Origin of the sequence: Kocuria sp. WN036 (assembly GCF_002287015.1) — a bacterium.
In the GTDB taxonomy this organism is placed as follows: Bacteria; Actinomycetota; Actinomycetes; order Actinomycetales; family Micrococcaceae; genus Kocuria; species Kocuria rosea.
In genome coordinates, this window is sequence record NZ_NSKF01000043.1 from 1 (window position 1) to 20,140 (window position 20,140).

The following is a 20,140-nucleotide window of genomic DNA, read 5'->3' on the forward strand; positions in this document are numbered from 1 at the left end:
CGCCTGGCCCGCGGCCTGCTGGACGGCGCCCACGCGGTGGGCGCCCGGCCGGCGGCCGAGGTCGTCGCGATGGTCTCGGACGACCACCGTCCGCCCGGCGGGGACCTGACCCGCCTGCTCGCCGAGCTGCGCGCCGGGCGGGCCCCGGAGGCCCGCCGCTGGGCCGACGAGGCCCGCCGGCTGGAGCGGATCGCCACGGACCCCGCGTTCTCCGCAGCGCCCGCGCCGCCGGCGGCCGGGGACGTCCCGGCCGATTCCGTGACCGGTGCCGTCGTGGCGCTGGCCCTGCCGGAGCGGGTCGCCCGGAAGGTGGGGGACACCTACCTGCTCGCCTCCGGGACCCGTGCGGGACTGGCCCCGGGGAGCGGCCTGGCGGGCCACGAGTGGCTCGCCGTCGCGGACGTCACCCGGGCGTCCGGCCAGGCCGCCGCCGGGACCGGGGCGGTCGTGCGCGCCGCGGCGGCGCTCGACCGGCCCCTCGCCGAGCGCTGCGCCGAGCACCTGCTCACCGACGAGGTCCGCACCCGCTTCGAGGACGGGCGGGCGAGCGCCCGCCGGGTCCGGGCCCTCGGGGCGATCGAGCTGTCCTCGACCCCGGTGCGGCCCACCCCGGCGGCGGCCCGCGAGGCGGTGCGCGCCGCCCTGGCCGAGCAGGGCCTCGGCCTGCTCGGCTGGTCGGACGGCGCCGACCGGCTGAGGCGCCGGCTCGCGCTGCTCCACCACCGGCTCGGGGACCCGTGGCCCGACGTGTCCGACGCCGCCCTGCTCGACCGGCTCGACGAGTGGCTCGCCCCCGAGCTCGACGCCCTCGCCGCCGGCCGCCGGGTCGACCTCGCCCCGCCCCTGCGGCGGCTGCTCCCGTGGCCGGAGGCCGCCCGCCTCGACGAGCTCGCGCCCGAGCGGCTGACCGTGGCCAGCGGCTCCCGGGCCCGGATCGACTACCCGGCCGCCGACGACCCCGCCGGCCGGCCCGTGGTCAGCGTCAAGCTCCAGGAGTGCTTCGGGTGGGCGGCGTCCCCGGCCGTGGCCGGCGGCCGGGTCCCGGTCCTCTTCCACCTGCTTTCCCCGGCGGGGCGGCCGCTGGCCGTGACCGACGACCTCGCCTCCTTCTGGTCCGGCCCCTACGCCCAGGTGCGCGCCGAGATGCGCGGCCGCTACCCCCGGCACCCCTGGCCCGAGGACCCCTGGACCGCGCCCGCGACCGCCCGCACCGCGCGCCGCTCCTGAGCCCGGACCCGTGCCCGGGCACGGCGGGTGGCGTCCCGGTGTGATCTGGGTTACGGTGGAGTCACCGCACCTGCCGAGCGCGTTGATCCAGCGCGCACGGACCGGCTCGCCCACCTCGCGATCCCCGGTCCGGGGCACGCACCGGCCGGACCCCCGCGACGCGATCGTTCCCGCGGGCCCGGCACCGGTCACGGTTCCGCCGGGCAGCACCTGCCCTCCCAGCACGGGTGCCCCGGCACATCTGTCACACCGCAGCTCGCTGCACCTCACGGAGAACGGGTACGCCCTCATGACTGCCACCTCGATCGAGACCACGCCGACGACCCCGACCACCTCGTCCCTGCCGCTGGTTCCCCAGGTCGCCGCTCCCGCGGTCGGCCCGGAGCTCGCCCGCTCCTGGCTGCTCGTCAACGGCGCCCAGGCCGAGCGGTTCGCGGCGGCCCGGGCGAGCGCGGCCGACGTCGTCGTCCTGGACATCGAGGACTCCGTGGCGCCCAAGGACAAGGAGCGCGCCCGCCGCAACGTCATCAGCTGGCTGGACGCCCGGGACGAGCACGGCGAGCAGCACCACGCATGGGTGCGCGTCAACGGCTTCGGCACCCAGTGGTGGGAGGAGGACCTCCGGGCCCTCGCCGGCGTCCGCGGCCTGGACGGCGTCATGCTGGCCATGGTCGAGTCACCGGAGCACGTCACCCGCACCGCGGAGCTGCTCAAGGACACGCGGATCGTGGCGCTCGTCGAGACGGCCCGCGGCGTGCAGCACCTGCAGGCCATCGCCGGCGCTCGCTCCACGTACCGCCTCGGCTTCGGCCTGGGCGACTTCCGGCGCGACACGGGCTTCGGGGAGAACCCCATGACGCTGGCCTACACGCGCTCGCAGTTCACGATCGCCTCCCGGGCGGCCAACCTGCCCGGCCCCATCGACGGGCCCGCCGTCGGCGCGCTCGGGCCGAAGCTGGCCGAGGCCACGTCCGTGACCCTGGAGTTCGGCATGACGGGCAAGCTGTGCCTGATGCCTGAGCAGACCGCCACGGTCAACGAGGGCCTGAGCCCGTCCCTGTCCGAGCTGTCCTGGGCCACCGAGTTCCTCCAGGAGTTCGACGCCGACGGCGGGGAGATCCGCAACGGCTCCGACCTGCCGCGCCTCGCCCGCGCCAAGAAGATCCTGGGCCTGGCCGGCGCCTTCGGCCTGAGCATCCCCGAGGGCTACGACGTCCACTTCGAGGCGCCGACCGACACGTACCACTGCTGATCCGGTGGTGAGGGGCCGGCACCCGGCCCCGCCCCCGCGCGGGAGCGCACCCCCTCCCCGCGCGTCCGACGGACCGGTGGGTGCCGTGCAGACACGGCGCCCACCGGTTCTTCCGTGTCCGGATCCCTCCGCCCCGGCCTGTCCCGTCCGGGGCGGGACGGACTAGATTCGACACCGTGCAGACTCCCCGCCCCGCCCCGCAGCCCCCGGCGTCCCGGCCCCGCCCCCGGCGGCCGAGGGCGGCCCTCCCGGTCGCCCTCTCCGCGGCCCTCCTCGCCACCGGCTGCTCGGCGCTCGCCCCCGACGGCGGGCGGGAGACCGCCGACCGGGTCGCCGCGGCCCTGGGCGCGGGCAGCGTCCAGGAGCTGTCCTTCGGCGACGTCGAGGGTCCCTCCGCCCAGGAGCAGTACGAGCGGATCACCGCGCCGCTCGGGGAGGCCGCCCCGGCCGTCGAGGTCTCCGCGGTCGAGGACACCGGGCAGGAGGACCGCCGCGAGGCCACCCTGTCCTGGTCGTGGGACCTCCCGGGCGTGGCGCAGGACTGGGCGTACGACTCGGTCCTCCCGCTGGTCCGGACCGGGTCCGGGGACTGGTCCGCCGAGTGGTCCCCGGCCGTGGTGCACCCGGGCCTGGCGGAGGGGGAGGCCCTGCGCGCCCGGACGGTGGCCGCGGACCGCGGGGACATCCTCGGGGCGGACGGCGAGACGCTGGTGACGGAGCGCCCGATCCGGCGGGTGGGCATCGACCGGTCGCAGCTCGACGGGGCGGACCCCGAGGAGGCGGCCCGCCGGCTCGCCGAGGCCGTGGACATCGACGCCGACGCCTACGCCGAGGCCGTCGGACAGGCCGGGCCTGAGGCGTTCGTCGAGGCCGTCCCGCTGCGGCTGGAGGACTTCCGGGAGCTGGACGCGGCGGAGATGGAGGCGGTCCCGGGCCTGCTCGTGGTCGAGGACGAGCTGCCGCTGGCGCCCTCCCGCGGCTTCGCCGCCGACCTGCTGGGCGGGGTGGCCGAGGCGACGGCCGAGGACGTGGCGGACTCCGGCGGGGAGCTCGCCCCCGGGACGGCGATCGGCCGCGGGGGAGTGCAGGAGCGCTTCGACGACCGGTTGCGCGGCACGCCCGGCGTCGTCGTCGAGGAGGTCGGGGACGAGTCCGCGGCCGGCGAGCCGCTGTTCGAGGTCCCGGCGCAGGCCGGCGAGCCGGTCGCGGTGACCCTGGACCGTGGGCTCCAGGCCACCGCCGGTGAGCTGCTGGCCGGGATCGAGTCCCCCTCGGCGGTCGTGGCCGTCCGGCCCTCCACGGGCGAGCTCGTCGCCTCGGCCAACGGGCCGGGCTCCGAGGGCTACTCCACCGCGCTGCTGGGCCGGTACGCGCCCGGATCCACCTTCAAGGTGGTCACGGCCCTCGGGATGCTCCGGCAGGGCGACACCCCCGGGACGGTCGTGCAGTGCCCGCCGTCCACGACCGCCGCGGGCGTGCGGGTCGACAACGTCGAGTCCTATCCGGCCGAGTTCACCGGCTCGATCACCCTCACCGAGGCGCTCGCCCACTCCTGCAACACCACCTTCGTGGACCAGTACGACCGGATCGACCAGGCGGAGCTGGCCGAGGCCGCGGCCGCGCTCGGGATCGGGGTGCCCGCGGAGCTGTCCGTGCCCGCGTTCTGGGGTGAGGTCCCGCGGGAGGAGCCGCCGGCCCAGCACGCCGCCGCGATGTTTGGGCAGGGCCGCACGCTCGTGTCCCCGCTGAGCATGGCCGGGCTCACCGCCTCGGTCGCCGCCGGAGAGCTCGTCACCCCCCGGCTGGTCAGCACCGAGGGACTGCTCGACGAGGACGCCGCGACCCGGCCCGGACCGGAGGAGCCCCTGACCGCTGAGGAGGCGGAGCAGCTGCGCACCATGATGCGGGCCGTCGTCTCGTCCGGGCACCTGGGCGTGCTGCAGGGGCTCGAGCCGGACACCGCGATCGGCAAGACCGGCACGGCCGAGTTCGGCGACGAGGACCCGCCCCGGACCCACTCGTGGGTGATCGCCGAGCACGAGGACCTCGCCGTGGCGGTCTTCGTGGAGGACGGCGGCCTGGGCTCGGTCACCGGCGGACCCATCATGCGGGACTTCCTGGCCGCGGCCTCCGCGTCCACCGCCGGCTGAGCCGCGACACGGTGGCCCGGGCCCTTCCGCGGCCCGCGCCGCTGGCCCAGGATGGGAGCACACCGTCCGCAGCCGCGGACCACCGGACCACCGAGGAGTTCCCCGTGCCCGAGACCGTGCCCACCACTACCGCGAGAACCAAGATCGGCGTGGTCGGCGCCGGCTCCGTCGGCTCGTCCCTGGCCTACGCGGTCCTCATCAAGGGCGTCGCCCAGGAGGTGGCCCTCTACGACCTCGCCGGGGACCGGGTCCGCGCCGAGGGCCTGGACCTCGCCCACGGGGCCATGTTCACCCCCAGCTCCCGGGTGACCGGCTCCGACGACGTCGCCGTGCTGGCGGGCTCGGACGTCGTCTTCGTGACCGCCGGGGCCAAGCAGCGGCCCGGCCAGACCCGGATGGAGCTGGCGGGCGCCAACGCCGCGATCCTCGAGCAGCTGATGCCGCGGCTGGTGGAGCAGGCGCCCGAGGCCGTGTACGTGCTGGTGACCAATCCGTGCGACGTGCTCACGGTCATCGCGCAGAAGCTCACCGGCCTGCCCACGGAGCGGGTGATGTCCTCCGGGACCGTGCTGGACACGTCCCGGCTGCGGTGGCTGCTGGCCGAGGAGGGCGGGGTGTCCACCACGAGCGTGCACGCCACGATCGTCGGCGAGCACGGGGACACCGAGTTCCCCCTGTGGTCGAACGCGAACATCGGGCAGATCCCGCTGCGGGACTGGACCGTCGAGGGGCGGCGGCCCTTCACCGACGAGCGGCTGGACGAGATCACGCACCGGACGATCAACGCGGCGTACACGGTGATCCAGGGCAAGGGCGCCACCAACTACGCGATCGGCCTGGCCGGGGCGCGCGTGGCGGAGGCCGTGCTGCGGGACGAGCACGCCGTGCTGCCCGTCTCCACGGTCCTCGACGACTACCGGGGGATCAGCGGGGTCGCCCTGTCCGTGCCGTCGATCGTCGCGCGGCGGGGCGTCGTCGAGCGGCTGGCCGTGCCCATGGACGAGCAGGAGCTGGCCATGCTGCACCGCTCCGCCGAGGCGATCCGGGCCACCCTGGCCTCGATCGGGTACTGACCCCGGACGGCGCCGGGGCCCGACGGCGCCGGGGCCCGTTCCGGCGTGCGGAACGGGCCCCGGCGGAGCGGTGCGAGAGGTCAGCGGGCGGCCATCTCGTCCTCCGCCGCGTGGGCGAGGCGCACGGCGTCGTCGAACTCGCGCTCGATCTCCTCGTCGCGCCGATAAGTGGCCTTCGAGACCAGCACGGCGGAGACGAGGCTCACGAGGAAGCCGGGGATGATCTCGTAGAGGTCGGCCCACGGGGTCACGGTCCACGCGAACACGGTGACCGCGCCCAGGAGCATTCCGGTGATCGCGCCCAGGTTCGTGAGCTTGCGCCAGAACAGGGACAGGATCACGATCGGGCCGAACGAGGCGCCGAAGCCGGCCCACGCGAACGCCACGAGGCCGAGGATCGTGTTGTTCTGCTCCCAGGCCAGGAACGTGGCGACGAGGGCGACGAGGGCCACGCCCGCGCGGCCCATCCACACCTGCTTGCGCTCGGAGGGGGACTCCTTGACCGTCAGCTTGTACAGGTCCTCCACCAGGGCGGAGGAGGAGACGATGAGCTGGGAGGAGACCGTGGACATGATCGCCGCGAGCACGGCCGCCAGCACGAAGCCGGCGATCACGGGGTGGAAGAAGACCTGCGCGAGGTCCAGGAACACGGACTCCGGGTCGGTCGGGCTCTCGTCCGGGCGGTTGCCGTAGTAGGCGACGCCGACCAGGGCGGTGGCGATCGCCCCGATGACGCTGAGCACCATCCAGGTCAGGCCGATCCGGCGGCCGGTCTTGGCGTCGGCGGGGGAGCGCATGGCCATGAAGCGGACGATGATGTGCGGCTGGCCGAAGTAGCCGAGGCCCCACGCCAGGGCCGAGATGACGCCGATGGCCGTGGCCCCGGACACCATGGAGAGGGCGTCGGGCTGGACGGCGCGGATGTTCTCCGCCATCTGGCCGAAGCCGCCCACGTTGATCACGCCCACGACGGGGACGAGGAGCAGGGCCGCGAACATCAGGAGGCCCTGGGCCACGTCCGTGTAGGTCGCACCGAGGAAGCCGCCGAAGAGCGTGTAGGCGATGGTGACGCCGACGACGAGGAGCAGCCCGGCGTGGTACGTCGAGCCGAAGGACGACTGGAAGAACAGTCCGCCGGCCACCATGCCGGAGGAGACGTAGAACGTGAAGAACACCAGGATGATGAGCCCGGAGACGATGCGCAGCAGCCTGCTGCCGCCCTTGAGCCGGTTGTCCAGGAAGGACGGGATCGTGATCGAGTTGTGCGAGACCTCGGTGTAGGAGCGCAGCCGGGGCGCGATGAACTTCCAGTTGACCCACGCGCCGACGATCAGGCCGACGGCGATCCACGCCTCGACCAGACCGGAGAGGAACACCGCGCCGGGCAGACCGAGCAGCAGCCAGCCGGACATGTCGGAGGCACCGGCGCTGAGGGCGGCGGTCCCGGGCTTGAGGTTGCGCCCGCCGAGCATGTAGTCGTCGAGGTTCTTCGTCCTGCTGTTGGCGTAGAGGCCGATCCCGATCATGGCGGCGAAGTAGATGACGATCGCGATCGTCTGGGCTATCTCTTGGGGCATGGTGTCCTTTCCGCCCGGAGCCGGCCCGGTGGAGCGCAGCGTCCAGGGGGGTGGGTGGAGCAGAGGTCCCACAGAACTTTACGCCCGCTCCCGGGCAGTGGCCAGCCACTACGGGTATAGGGAGGCGGTCCCGGGGGTGCGGGGAGACCGCGCCGGCGGCCCGCGGGGCCGGCTCAGGCGTCGTCGTGCGCCTGCAGGAACTCGTAGACCTCCCGCTCGTCGACGCCGGGGAAGGCCCCCTCCGGGAGGGCGGCGAGCACGTGCGAGTGGGCCCGGGTGTTGGGCCAGGCGTGGCCCGCCCACACCCGGCTGAGCTCCTCGGGCGGGCGCCGGCAGCACGAGGGGTCCGGGCAGGTCGACACCGTGCGGTGCGGGGTGTCGCGGCCGCGGAACCAGCGGGCGTCGGTGAACGCGACGCCCACGCCGATGGAGAACGCGCCCTGGCTCGAGAGCTCCGTGCGCGTGGAGCACCAGTACGTGCCGGAGGGGGTGTCCGTGTACTGGGCGAACGCCGTGAACTGGTTGGGCTGGTCGAAGACGGTGCGCCCGGACCACTTGCGGCAGGAGATCTGGCCCTCGATCGCCCCGGTGTGGTCCGTCGGGAACGCCAGCCCGTTGTTCTCGTAGGCCTTGTGGATCACCCCGGACGAGTGCACCTTGTGGAAGTGGGTGCGGATCCCCAGGTGCCGGGTGGCCAGGTTCGTGAAGCGGTGGCCCGCCGTCTCGTGGGAGACGGCGAAGCGGTCCTTGAGGTCCTCCAGGAAGAGGTCCCGGTCCTTCTTCGCCTCGAGCAGGAACGGGACGGTCTTGTCCTCCGGGAGCATCACCGCGGCGGCGAAGTAGTTGGTCTGCACGCGCTGGGCGAGGAACTCGGCGTAGTCCTTGGGCGGCTCGTGGCCCAGCACCTGGTGCCCCACGGCCTGGAGCAGCACCGCGCGGGGGTCGTGGTCCGCCCGGGGGCTCTGCACCAGGTAGATCCGCCGGTTGAGCAGGTCGGTCACCGAGCGGGTCGAGTGCGGGAGGTCGGTGACGTGGTGGATGCTGTAGCCGAGCCTGCCCACCATCTCGGAGATCACGGAGTTGGACACGGGACCCGAGGAGTAGCCGCCCAGGGTCAGCAGCTCCTTGGCGGCCTGCTCCAGGTCCGGGAAGTAGTTGTCCTGCGCCCGCATGAGCCGGCGCAGCTGCACGTTGGCCCGGCGGGCCTCCTCCGGGGTGGCCGAGTTCTTCTCGAGGGCCTCGGCCAGCCGCTCCTGCAGAGCCACGAGCGCCTCGAGCACCTCGGTGGACAGCGCGGAGCTGACCCGGACGGTCGGCAGCCCCAGCTGCTCGTAGAACGGGGAGCGCTGGGCGCGCTCGAGCTGGATCTCGAGCGCCTCCCGCCGGGTGCCGGGCTCGGCCCCGAGCAGGGCGTCCACGCTCGTGCCCAGGACCTCGGCGAGGCGCCGCAGCAGGCTGAGCCGGGGCTCGCGGCGCCCGTTCTCGATCACGGACAGCTGCGAGGTGGCGGTGCCCGCCCGGTCGGCGAGCTCCGCGAGCGTCATGCCGCGGTCCTTGCGCAGCGAGCGGATGCGCCGGCCGAGACCGATCAGGTCGGTGCTGCCGGCCGGCTCCGCCGCCGTCGGTTCCTCGGTGCCCCACGCGCTGGTCGTCATTTCTTCACAATAGACGAAAAACGGCGAAAGTTCGACGAGAAATGTGGGGTTGATCCGCCTTGAACTGGGGCAAAGTGGGATGTGTCACCACGGAGGAGCGAACTTCCCGGTGACCCCGAAGCCGAAGCACCCGTTCTCGGACCACTCAACGAGGAGCCGACATGTCCTACCCCAACGCCCCCAAGACCGCCGACGAGATCCGCCAGGAGTGGGACGCCGATCCCCGCTGGGCGCAGATCACCCGCGACTACACGGCGGAGGAGGTCGTCCGCCTGCGCGGCACGGTGCAGGAGGAGATGACCCTGGCCCGCCGCGGCGCGGAGCAGCTGTGGGAGAAGCTGCACACCGAGGACTTCGTCAACTCCCTGGGCGCACTGACCGGCAACCAGGCGGTCCAGCAGGTCAAGGCCGGTCTCAAGGCCATCTACCTCTCCGGCTGGCAGGTCGCCGGCGACGCGAACCTCGCGGGCCAGACCTACCCCGACCAGTCGATCTACCCCGCGAACTCCGTCCCGGCGGTCGTGCGGCGGATCAACAACGCGCTGATGCGCGCCGACCAGATCGAGCACTCCGAGGGCACGAGCACGGTCGAGGACTGGCTGGTCCCGATCGTGGCCGACGCCGAGGCCGGCTTCGGCGGCCCGCTCAACGCCTACGAGCTCATGAAGTCCATGATCGCCGCCGGCGCGGCCGGAGTGCACTGGGAGGACCAGCTGGCCTCCGAGAAGAAGTGCGGCCACCTGGGCGGCAAGGTGCTCATCCCCACCCAGCAGCACGTCCGCACCCTGAGCGCGGCCCGGCTCGCGGCCGACGTCGCCGACGTCCCCTCGCTGATCATCGCCCGCACCGACGCGGAGGCGGCCACCCTGATCACCTCGGACGTGGACGACCGCGACAAGCCGTTCGTCACCGGCGAGCGCACCGCGGAGGGCTACTACAAGGTCCGCAACGGCCTCGAGGCCTGCATCGCCCGCGGCAACGCGTACGCCCCGTACGCCGACCTGCTGTGGATGGAGACGGGCACCCCGGACCTCGAGCTGGCCAAGAAGTTCGCCGACGGCATCCACGCGGAGCACCCCGACCAGATGCTCGCCTACAACTGCTCGCCGTCCTTCAACTGGAAGAAGCACCTGGACGACGCCACGATCGCCAAGTTCCAGCGCGAGCTGGGCGCGATGGGCTTCAAGTTCCAGTTCATCACCCTGGCCGGCTTCCACGCCCTGAACTACTCGATGTTCGACCTCGCCCACGGCTACGCCCGCAACCAGATGACGGCCTACGTGGAGCTGCAGGAGCGGGAGTTCGCGGCCGAGGAGCGCGGCTACACCGCCACCCGCCACCAGCGCGAGGTCGGCACCGGCTACTTCGACCTGGTCTCCACCGTCCTCAACCCGCAGTCCTCCACCACGGCGCTGGCCGGGTCCACCGAGACCGCCCAGTTCTGAGCCGAACGGCCCTGAGCCGAACGGCCGTGACCGGCCGGGGGCCCGACAGGGTCCCCGGCCGCGCCGCATCCGACGACGACCCGCTCCGGCGCCCTCCGGGGCCGCCCCACCCGAACTCCCCAGGACACTCTTCAGGCGAGGACCCAGCCATGATGACCATGACCAGCAACCCCGTGACGATCAACGGCGTGACCCTCACCGGTCACCACGTGCCCCGGCAGAACAGTGTGCTCACCCCCGACGCGCTCGGCTTCCTCGCGGCGCTGCACCGCGAGTTCGAGCCCCGCCGGCGCGAGCTGCTGGCCGCCCGCGAGGAGCGGCGCAAGGCGATCGCCCGCGGCACCGACCCCACGTTCCTGCCCGAGACGCGGAGGATCCGGGAGGACGACTCCTGGCGCGTGCCCCCGCCCCCGCCCGGGCTCGAGGACCGCCGCGTGGAGATCACCGGTCCCACCGAGCGGAAGATGACCATCAACGCCCTCAACTCCGGGGCGAAGGTGTGGCTCGCGGACATGGAGGACGCCAACACCCCGCACTGGACGAACGTGGTCACCAACCAGCTCAACCTCATCGACGCGCTCGAGGGGACCATCGAGTTCACCAACCCGGACGGCAAGAAGTACGCGCTGAAGAACAGGGACGCCCGGGCCAACCCGACCATCGTGGTGCGGCCCCGCGGGTGGCACTTCGAGGAGAGGCACCTGTCCGTGCGGGACGAGCCCATCGCGGGCGCCATCGTGGACTTCGGCCTGTACTTCTTCCACAACGCGCGCCGGCTCAAGAAGCTCGGCCTGGGCCCCTACTTCTACCTGCCCAAGACCGAGTCCCACCAGGAGGCGCGGCTGTGGCACGACATCTTCAGCCGGGCGGAGTCCATGCTGGGGACGGACCGCGGCACCATTCGCGCCACCGTGCTGATCGAGACGATCACCGCGGCCTTCGAGATGGAGGAGATCCTCCACGAGCTCGGGGAGCACGCCGCGGGGCTCAACGCCGGCCGCTGGGACTACATCTTCTCCATCATCAAGAACTTCCGGACCCGCGGGCCCCGCTTCATCCTCCCGGACCGCAACGCGGTGACCATGACGCAGCCGTTCATGCGGGCCTACACCGAGCAGCTCGTGCGGGCCTGCCACCGCCGCGGGGCGATGGCCATCGGCGGGATGGCCGCGTTCATCCCCTCCCGCCGGGACGAGGAGGTCAACCGCACCGCGATCGAGAAGGTGCAGGCCGACAAGACCCGCGAGGCCGAGGACGGGTTCGACGGGTCCTGGGTGGCCCACCCCGACCTGGTCCCCGTGTGCCGCGAGGTCTTCGACGCGGTGCTCGGCGACCGCCCGAACCAGCTGGACCGGCTCCGCGAGGACGTGGTGCCCGACGACAAGGCGCTGATCGACATCGCCTCGGCCGAGGGGAGGATCACCGAGGTGGGGATCCGCAACAACGTGGAGGTGGGGATCCGCTACATCGAGGCGTGGCTGCGCGGCAACGGCGCCGTGGGCATCCACAACCTGATGGAGGACGCCGCGACCGCGGAGATCTCCCGCTCCCAGATCTGGCAGTGGGTGAACACCCGCGCCATCACGGACGAGGGCGAGGAGATCACCCGGGACTGGGTGCAGGAGCTGCTGGAGGAGGAGTTCGCGAGGATCGAGCGCGCCGAGGGCGACCGCTTCGACGACGCCCGCGCCATCTTCGAGGAGGTGGCCCTGGGCGACGACTACCCCGCGTTCCTGACCACCCCCGCCTACGAGCGGTTCCTGGCCGAGCCCGAGGACCCGCACGCCCCCGAGGAGGCCGGCACCTCCGCGTCCTCGCGCGCCTGAGCGGCCCACCGGGCCGGGTCCACGACCCAGGGCGCCCGGGGCAGGACGTCCTCGTCGAACACGGCGAGGACGTCCTGCGCCGACCGGACCGGGCCGGGGAGGCCCAGCGACGCGGCCATCCAGCCCAGCACCTCCTCGGCGCCGTGCCCCGCCGCGGCGAGCTCGGCGAGGGTCACGGCGCCGTCCCGCTTGGCGAGGCGCTGCCCGTGCGCGTTGAGCACGAGCGGCACGTGCACCCACTCCGGCTCGTCCAGACCGAGCACCGAGGCCAGGTACGCCTGCCGGGGGGTCGAGGGCAGCAGGTCGTCGCCCCGGACCACCTGGTCCACGCCCTGGTGGGCGTCGTCGAGGACCACCGCGAGGTTGTAGGCGGGGCGGCCGTCGTTGCGCAGCAGCACGAAGTCGTCGACGAGCCCCGTGAACGCCCCGGCCCAGCGGTCCACGACCGTGCGGGAGCGCACGTCCGCGCGCAGCCGCACCGCCGGGGGCCGCTCCCGGCGGCGCCGCGCCCGCTCGGCGTCGCCGAGGTCCCGGCACGTGCCCGGATAGGCGCCCGGGGCCCCGTGCGGCGCGCTCGCGGCCGCCTGCACCTCCCGGCGCGTGCAGTAGCACTCGTAGGTGCGCCCCGCCGCGGTGAGACGCTCCACCACGGCCCGGTGCTCGGCCTCCCGCGAGGACTGCAGCAGCGGCGGGCCGTCCCAGTCGAGGCCCAGCCGGGCGAGGTCCGCGAGCTGCCGCTCGGCCGCCCCCGGCCGCACCCGGTCGATGTCCTCGACGCGCAGGACGAAGCCCCGGCCCGTGGAGCGCGCGAGGGCCCACGCGAGCAGCGCCGTGCGGAGGTTGCCGAGGTGGAGGTCCCCCGAGGGGGACGGAGCATAGCGGCCGGCGCCTCCGGCCGCACGGCCCGAGGACGGAGCGGTCATGGTTGCCAGGATAGCCAGCGGCGGTCGGTACCCTGGTCGGGTGGCGCGCATCAACGAAATCCGCGACGGCGTCTTCGCCGTGAGCACGGACAACTGGAGGCTGAACTCCGGGGTCGTGCTCGGGTCCCGTCGCGCCCTCGTGATCGACACGGGCGCGGGCCCGCGCCAGGCCCGCGAGATCCTCGAGGCCGTCCGCTCGCTCACGGGCCTGCCGCTGACGGTGGTGAACACCCACGCCCACTACGACCACTTCCTGGGCAACGCCGTGTTCCAGCGCGCCGGGGCCGAGGACTTCTGGGCGCACCGCGGCTGCGCGGCGGCGATCCAGGCGCACGGCGACTTCCAGCGCTCCTTCGTGGGCACCCACGAGCCCGAGATGGCCGCCGCCGAGGGGCCGGACACCCGTCTCGTCGTGCCCAACCGGCACCTGCCGGGCACGGGCCGGCGCCCCGCCCTGACCCGGGTGGACCTGGGGGAGCGGGCGGCGGTGCTCTTCTCCTTCGGCCCGGGCCACACCGACAACGACCTCTGCGTGGGCGTCGACGACGTCGTGTTCACCGGGGACCTCGTGGAGCAGGGCGCCGACCCCAGCTTCGACGACTCCTACCCGCGGGGCTGGGCCACGGCCCTCGAGAGCCTGGCCGCCCTCGACCGGTACCAGGTCTTCGTCCCCGGCCACGGCAACCCGGTGGAGCGCAGCTTCGTGCTCCAGCAGGCCCGGCTCATGCGCACCGCGATCGAGCGGGTGGACGCGAGCGAGGCCGCCGCGGCGCAGCCGGACGGCATGCGGCCCGTGACGGCCTCGATGTTCCGCCTGCCCTACAACCCGGGGGCGGCGCGGATCCTCCTGGACCGGCTCGAGCGGATCAGGGCCGAGGACGCCGCGACCGAGGAGCTTGCAGCGCTGTCAGCGCCGCTGCCGCCAGGAGACTGACCCCGAGGATCGCCGCGCACGCCGCGACCGCAGCCCAGCCCCCGCCCGGCACGCGCAGGGCCGCCCACAGCGGCAGCAGGCCGACCAGCAGGGCCCCCGCGCCGGAGGCGGCCAGCAGGGCGGTCAGGCCCCCGCCGGGCGCGGGTCGCTCCACGGGCCCGGTCAGGCGCAGCACGAGCCCGCCCAGGGCGGCCCAGCCCGCTACGACCAGCAGGGACGCCACGACGTCCGAGGGCCGGTGCCAGCCGTTCAGCAGCGTGGCCACCCCGGTCGCGGTTGTGGCGGCCGCCCCCAGCAGCCCGACCACCGGCCGGGAGGGGGCGGGGGCCGCGAGCAGCACCACCGCCACGGCGGCGGCCGCGGCGGCCGTGTGCCCGGACGGGAAGGAGTTGACGGCGACCTCCTGGATCCCGAGGTCCGGCTTCTCCAGCAGCACCCGCTTGAGCAGCTGGACCGTGAGGTTGGAGAGCACGACCACCGCCGCCCCGACCACCGCCGGGGCGAGGCGCCGGGAGCGCACGGCCAGGACCGCGAGGCACAGGGCGGAGACGGCGCCCACCACCCACGGGACCGAGTCGAGCAGCTGGGCGGCGCGGTCGGAGAGGTCGGGGAAGGCGCCGCTCGCCTGGCGCAGGGCCAGCTCGTCGAGCCACTGCCCGGTCGCGGTGGTGAGGGCCACGACCCCGACCAGCGCGGCCGACGCCCACAGGGCGGCGGCGCCGAGCAGGTGGCCCAGGACCTGCAGGACGGTGGGTGCGGGGCGGCGGGCGATCGTGGTCATCGAGCTCCTGGGCGGTGGTGCGGATCGTCGGGGCGCGGGCACGGCCGCGGCCGTGCGGGCACCCGCGGAGCCCTCATCATTCCACGCACGGATCGGAGCGGGCTGAGAGGCGCCGCCTAGGCTGGGGAGCATGCTTCCCGCCGTGGTCCTGCCCCCGCTCGACGACCTGCTCGCGCACGCGCACGTCGTCGCCCTGCCGATGCGGGTGCGCTTCCGCGGCGTCGACGTGCGCGAGTCGGTGCTCCTGCGCGGCCCGGCGGGGTGGGGGGAGTTCGGCCCGTTCCCCGAGTACGGGGACGCCGAGGCCGGCGCCTGGCTCCGCGCCGCGGTCGACGCCGCGTGGCACGGCTTCCCGGCGCCCCGGCGCACGCGCATCCCCGTGAACGCGACCGTGCCCGCCGTGCCGGCGGCCCGGGTCGGGGAGGTCCTCGCCGGGTTCGGGGGCGGGGTGCGTGCCGTGAAGATCAAGGTCGCCGAGCGCGGCCAGGGGCCGGGGGACGACGACGCCCGGGTCGCGGCCGTGCGGGCCCTGCTGCCGGAGGCCGAGCTGCGGGTGGACGCCAACGGCGGGTGGGACGTGCCCACGGCCCTCGCGGCCCTGGAGCGGCTCGGGCGGCACGGGCTCGCGTACGCGGAGCAGCCCGTGCCCACGATCGAGGGCCTCGCCGCCGTCCGGGAGGGCCTCGCCGACCGGGGCGTGCCGGTGCTGGTGGCCGCGGACGAGTCCGTGCGCAAGGAGGACGACCCCCTGGCGGTGGCCCGGGCGGGCGCCGCCGACCTGCTCGTGGTCAAGGCAGCTCCGCTGGGCGGGGTGCGCCGGGCCCTGGACGTGGTCGCGCAGGCCGGCCTGCCGGCGGTGGTCAGCTCCGCCCTGGACACCTCCGTGGGCATCCGGGCGGGTCTCGCGCTCGCCGCCGCCCTGCCCGAGCTCCCGTACGCCTGCGGGCTCGGGACGGTGTCCCTCATGCGGGCGGACGTCCTGCGGGAGCCGCTGCGGCCGGTGGGCGGGATGCTCGAGCTGCGGGACGCGGTCCCGGACCCCGAGCTGCTGGCGCGCCACGCCGTGCCCGCCGACCGGCGCCGGTGGTGGCTGGAGCGGCTGCGCCGCGTGCACGCCCTGGCCGGGGTCGCGCCTCACCCCTGAGCCGCGACCCCCAGGACCTCGGCCCGGAGCCGGTCCAGGTCCACCGGCTCGCCCTCGTGCAGCCCGTGGCCCCGGACCCAGGCCCGGGCGGCGCGCCACACGTCGTCGCAGCCGAGCTCCATGTCGGGGTGGGCGGCGCCGATCCGGGTCTGGGCCGTGTGCTCGGGGTCGTCGCCCGTGAAGGAGAAGACCGCCACGGGGCTGCAGGCGAGCCCCACCACCCCGCGGACGGAGGCGATGATCCGTCCGTGCAGGCAGTCCCCGGGGTGGAGGTCCCACGCGCGGTGGACGCTCAGGCAGTCCACGGCCGCACGCCGGTACCCGTGCGCGCCGTGCTCGTGCGGAACGTTCCCCCCGTGCTCCCGCGGGGACAGCAGTCCCCCCTCTGGTTCGGTGTGCATCGCGCGCCTCCTCCGCCGGTGTCCCGGCCGGCTCCGCCGCCGCGGCGGCACGGCCCGTGGGCGGATCGAGCAGAAGGAGGGGGGTCTTCCGTACGTTCCCGGTCACGGTCCGGGGCGCTGAACGGATGGGACGGCCTGACGCCTCGAGCATCCCAGAACCGGGACGGCCGCGGAATCCGCCGGCGCATTGTTTCTTTGAGTGAACTCGGCCCGGGACGGACCCGCTGATCAGGGGCGGATGGGTCCCCGGCCGGTCACTGCCCGTTCACCTGCGGTTCGCACGGCCGCCCCCGGGGCCTCACCGGGCGGTGGTGCAGTGGCGGAGCACCCGTTCCCCGACCGCGGTCCGCCGCGGGCCCCGTCCCCTGGGAGAGCCATGACCGACACCGCCAAGCGCACCGTCCTGCCCCTGCTCGGCCACACGCGCGGCAAGCGCAGCCCCGTCACGTGCCAGCTCAAGTGCGGCAGCGCCTGCGCCGGACCGGAGTGCAACACCTCCGGCAACGGCTACTTCCGCGACATCGCGAGCGCGGCGCTGTCCCGCCGCTCCGCCCTGGGCCTGGGCGCCGCGGCGGCCGTGACCGTCGGCGTCGTCGGCGCCACCCCGGAGGCCGCCCAGGCCCACGGCCGCGGACGCTCCGGGCTGTCCTTCGCGCCCATCGCCCCCGTGCCGAACACCGTGGACGACCTCACGGTCCCCGAGGGCTTCGACTGGTCCCCGATCATCCGCTGGGGCGATCCCCTGTTCGAGGACTCCCCGGAGTTCGACCCCCTCCGGCAGACCCCGGAGTCCCAGGCGGCCCAGTTCGGCTACAACAGCGACTACCTGGACATCCTCCAGGACCGCGGCGGGCGCAGCGGAGTGCTCGTGAACAACCACGAGTACACCAACGAGAACCTCATGTTCCCCGCCGAGCAGCAGGACGACCTCCAGCGGGTGGCCCGGGTGGCCATGGCCGCCCACGGCATGTCCGTCGTGGAGATCGCCCGCACCGGCCCCGGCCGGCCCTGGACCTACGTCCGCGGCGGAGCCCGCAACCGGCGCATCACCCTGAGCACGCCCTTCGCCGTGGACGGCCCGGCCGCCGGCTCCGCGCTGCTGAGGACGCAGGACGACCCGACCGGCACCGTGGTCCTCGGCACGCAGAACAACTGCGCCGGCGGCACCACCCCGTGGGGCACCGTCCTGTCCGGCGAGGAGAACTTCAACCAGTACTTCAAGGGCAACGGCTCCGCCGAGCAGAAGCGCTACGGGATCGCCGCCGAGGCCCCGAGCCGGCGCTGGCACGAGGTGGACCCCCGCTTCGACTCGACCCTGCCGGGCTACGAGAACGAGCCGAACCGGTTCGGCTGGGTCGTGGAGCTCGACCCCCAGGACCCCGCCTCGACCCCGGTCAAGCACACCGCACTGGGCCGCTTCAAGCACGAGGGCGCCAACGTGCGCGTGGCCGAGGACGGCACCGTGGTGGCCTACTCCGGCGACGACGAGCGCTTCGACTACCTCTACAAGTTCGTCTCCGCCCAGAAGTACGTCGAGGGCGACCGCGCCCACAACATGACGCTGCTCTCCGAGGGCAACCTGTACGTCGCGAAGTTCACCGGGGACACCGCGGCCGAGATCGACGGCTCCGGCCGGCTGCCCTCCGACGGCGCGTTCGACGGCTCCGGCGAGTGGCTGCCCCTGGTGGTGGACGGGGAGTCGGCCGTGGCCGGCATGTCCGTGGAGGAGGTCCTGGTGTTCACCCGCCTGGCCGCGGACCAGGTCGGCGCCACCAAGATGGACCGCCCCGAGGACGTCGAGCCCTCCCCGCACACCGGCAAGGTCTACGTGGCGCTGACCAACAACACCGACCGCGGCACCCCGGGCAAGGCCGGCCCGGACGAGGCCAACCCGCGCACCCAGAACCGCGACGGGCACGTCATCGAGATCACGGAGCGCCACCACCGTGCCGACGCCACCGAGTTCGGCTGGAACATCCTCCTCGTCGCCGGGGACCCGGCGAAGAACGCCTCCACCTACTTCTCCGGCTACCCGGTGGAGAAGGTCTCCCCGATCTCCTGCCCGGACAACCTGGCCTTCGACTCGGAGGGCAACCTGTGGATCTCCACGGACGGCGCCCCGGGGACCATCGGCTACAACGACGGACTGTTCAAGGTGGGACTGTCCGGGCGCGAGCGCGGCAACGTCGAGCAGTTCCTCGCCGTGCCGCAGGACGCCGAGACCTGCGGGCCCGTGATCCACGACCGCGAGCGCATGGTCTACGTGGCCGTGCAGCACCCGGGCGAGGACGGCTCCTTCGAGGAGCCCCGCTCCTACTTCCCGGACTACGTGGTGGAGACCCGCCAGGGTGAGGGCGAGTGGTCGCTGCCGCGGCCGTCCGTGGCCCAGGTCTTCGCCGTGGACCGGGCCGGGGAGCCCGAGTTCCCCGGTGCGATCCACGACCGGCCGGGCCACGGCCGCAACCAGCACAAGCGGCGCAAGAACGGCGAGCGCGGGCCCCGCTACCGCGGCTACAAGGGCAAGGCCACCGCGGAGACGAAGGCGGCCGCGAGGACCGCGTCCCGCTCCTACTGAGCCCCGCCTCCGGAGGCGTCCGGAGCCCACCGGTCCCCGGCCCGCCCCGCGGCGGGCCGGGGACCGCTGCGTTCCCGGACTACCCTGGTCTCCTGTGACCACACCCTCTCTCGACACCGCCCGCACCGTCCTGGAGGAGCTCGTCGCCGCCGGGATGCGGCACCTCGTCGTAGCCCCCGGCTCCCGGTCCGCGCCGCTGGCCTACGCCGCGGCGGCCGCCCAGGCCGCCGGGGCCCTCGAGGTCCACGTGCGGGTGGACGAGCGGAGCGCGGCGTTCACCGCCCTCGGCATCGCACGGGCCACCGGCCGGCCGGCCGGGGTGCTCACCACCTCGGGCACGGCCGTGGGCAACCTGCTCCCCGCGGTGCTGGAGGCCGACCACGCCGAGGTGCCCCTCGTGGTGCTCTCCGCCGACCGCCCGCCGGAGCTGCGCGGCACCGGCGCCAACCAGACCACCCGCCAGCCGGGGATCTTCGGCGACCACGTGCGCGCCGCCGTGGACCTCCTCCCGGACGACGACGTGCCCGCCCGGCTCGAGGAGGTCCTCGCCGCCCTGGCCGGCCGTGGACCGCAGGGGCCCCGGCCGGCGGGACCGGTCCACCTCAACGTGGCCCTGCGCGAGCCGCTGCACCCCGCGCCGGAGGACGGCCCGGTGCTCGCGGCCCGGGCCCGGCTGCTGGCCGCCCGGACGGGGGCACGGCCGGACCCGGGGCCGGCCGCGGTGGCGGCCGGCCCGGTCGCGGTCCCGCCGCCGGACGCCGGGACGGCGCGCTCCGTCGTCGTCGCCGGGGACGGCGCCGGACCGGACGCGGCACGCTTCGCCGAGGCGTGCGGGCTGCCGCTGCTCGCGGAGCCCTCCTCGAACGCGCGGAGCGGCCCGCACGCCGTGGGGGCCTACCGGCTGCTGCTGGACTCCCCGCTGGGCCGGCGGATCGAGCGGGTCCTGCTCGTGGGCCGGCCCACGCTCTCCCGCCCGGTCGGGGCCCTGCTCGCCCGGGAGGGCGTCGCCACCGCAGCCGTGCGGCCGGCACCCGTGGCCTGGTACGAGCCCGGGCGGCGCCGTGAGCGGGTGCTCACGAGCTGGGCCGAGGCGGCCGCCTTCACCGGCCGCGGCGCCCCCGGCTGGGCGCAGGCCTGGCGGGAGGCGGGCGCCGCCGCGGACGGCGCCGTCGCCGGG

15 protein-coding genes are annotated in these 20,140 nt (G+C 74.5%); 10 read left to right on the top strand and 5 right to left on the bottom strand.

The features are described from left to right. The 4 genes from CK505_RS17110 to CK505_RS17125 all read left to right on the top strand — a co-directional run. Window positions 1-1,227, top strand: a 1,227-nt coding sequence (locus CK505_RS17110) for an ATP-dependent helicase C-terminal domain-containing protein (RefSeq protein ID WP_303621214.1), incomplete at its 5' end; no start/stop codon positions are given. Between the two features lie 289 nt (window positions 1,228-1,516). Next, a complete protein-coding gene (locus CK505_RS17115) occupies window positions 1,517-2,479 on the top strand; it encodes a CoA ester lyase (RefSeq protein ID WP_017832466.1) in 963 nt (320 codons plus the stop codon). A gap of 176 nt (window positions 2,480-2,655) precedes the next feature. Further along, window positions 2,656-4,629: a penicillin-binding transpeptidase domain-containing protein gene (locus tag CK505_RS17120; protein WP_035925002.1), complete on the top strand. Its 1,974-nt coding sequence runs from the start codon at window positions 2,656-2,658 to the stop codon at window positions 4,627-4,629. 104 nt (window positions 4,630-4,733) lie between these two features. Continuing rightward, window positions 4,734-5,702 (top strand): L-lactate dehydrogenase, encoded by a 969-nt coding sequence (locus CK505_RS17125; protein WP_017832464.1) that lies wholly within the window; start codon window positions 4,734-4,736, stop codon window positions 5,700-5,702. An 80-nt stretch (window positions 5,703-5,782) separates the two neighbouring features. Here the strand turns inward: CK505_RS17125 and putP are convergent, their stop codons facing one another. After that, window positions 5,783-7,279: a sodium/proline symporter PutP gene (gene putP / locus CK505_RS17130; RefSeq protein ID WP_017832463.1), complete on the bottom strand. Its 1,497-nt coding sequence runs from the start codon at window positions 7,277-7,279 to the stop codon at window positions 5,783-5,785. Window positions 7,280-7,452: 173 nt separating this feature from the next. Continuing rightward, window positions 7,453-8,934 (bottom strand): helix-turn-helix domain-containing protein, encoded by a 1,482-nt coding sequence (locus CK505_RS17135; protein ID WP_035924997.1) that lies wholly within the window; start codon window positions 8,932-8,934, stop codon window positions 7,453-7,455. Between the two features lie 161 nt (window positions 8,935-9,095). On the opposite strand from CK505_RS17135, the gene aceA reads away from it, so the two are divergent. Then, window positions 9,096-10,379, top strand: a complete 1,284-nt coding sequence (gene aceA, locus CK505_RS17140; RefSeq protein WP_017832461.1) for an isocitrate lyase — start codon at window positions 9,096-9,098, stop codon at window positions 10,377-10,379. Window positions 10,380-10,528: 149 nt separating this feature from the next. Further along, window positions 10,529-12,205, top strand: coding sequence for a malate synthase A (gene aceB, locus CK505_RS17145; RefSeq protein ID WP_176475396.1), 1,677 nt, complete (start codon window positions 10,529-10,531; stop codon window positions 12,203-12,205). Here the strand turns inward: aceB and gluQRS are convergent. After that, entirely contained in the window at window positions 12,127-13,128 is a 1,002-nt protein-coding gene (gene gluQRS, locus CK505_RS17150) for a tRNA glutamyl-Q(34) synthetase GluQRS (protein ID WP_017832459.1), read from the bottom strand. The genes aceB and gluQRS overlap by 79 nt on opposite strands. A 40-nt stretch (window positions 13,129-13,168) precedes the next feature. Here gluQRS and CK505_RS17155 point away from each other — a divergent pair, with 40 nt between their 5' ends. Further along, the gene (locus CK505_RS17155) at window positions 13,169-14,062 is read left to right on the top strand and encodes an MBL fold metallo-hydrolase (protein WP_095651833.1); all 894 of its coding nucleotides are present in this window, start codon (window positions 13,169-13,171) and stop codon (window positions 14,060-14,062) included. Here the strand turns inward: CK505_RS17155 and CK505_RS17160 are convergent. Further along, a complete protein-coding gene (locus tag CK505_RS17160; protein WP_095651834.1) occupies window positions 13,995-14,843 on the bottom strand; it encodes a phosphatase PAP2 family protein in 849 nt (282 codons plus the stop codon). The two genes, CK505_RS17155 and CK505_RS17160, sit on opposite strands and share 68 nt — an antisense overlap. A gap of 130 nt (window positions 14,844-14,973) precedes the next feature. Here CK505_RS17160 and CK505_RS17165 point away from each other — a divergent pair, with 130 nt between their 5' ends. After that, window positions 14,974-15,987, top strand: a complete 1,014-nt coding sequence (locus CK505_RS17165; protein ID WP_095651835.1) for an o-succinylbenzoate synthase — start codon at window positions 14,974-14,976, stop codon at window positions 15,985-15,987. On the opposite strand, the gene CK505_RS17170 is transcribed toward CK505_RS17165, so the two are convergent. Continuing rightward, the gene (locus CK505_RS17170; RefSeq protein ID WP_017832455.1) at window positions 15,978-16,388 is read right to left on the bottom strand and encodes a hypothetical protein; all 411 of its coding nucleotides are present in this window, start codon (window positions 16,386-16,388) and stop codon (window positions 15,978-15,980) included. The genes CK505_RS17165 and CK505_RS17170 overlap by 10 nt on opposite strands. Before the next feature lie 376 nt (window positions 16,389-16,764). Here CK505_RS17170 and CK505_RS17175 point away from each other — a divergent pair, with 376 nt between their 5' ends. Beyond that, window positions 16,765-18,963 carry a PhoX family phosphatase gene (locus CK505_RS17175; RefSeq protein WP_095651836.1) on the top strand — a complete coding sequence of 733 codons (2,199 nt, stop codon included), beginning with the start codon at window positions 16,765-16,767 and terminating at the stop codon, window positions 18,961-18,963. A gap of 94 nt (window positions 18,964-19,057) precedes the next feature. After that, a partial coding sequence (menD, locus tag CK505_RS17180; RefSeq protein WP_095651837.1) for a 2-succinyl-5-enolpyruvyl-6-hydroxy-3-cyclohexene-1-carboxylic-acid synthase occupies window positions 19,058-20,140 on the top strand: 1,083 nt, incomplete at its 3' end.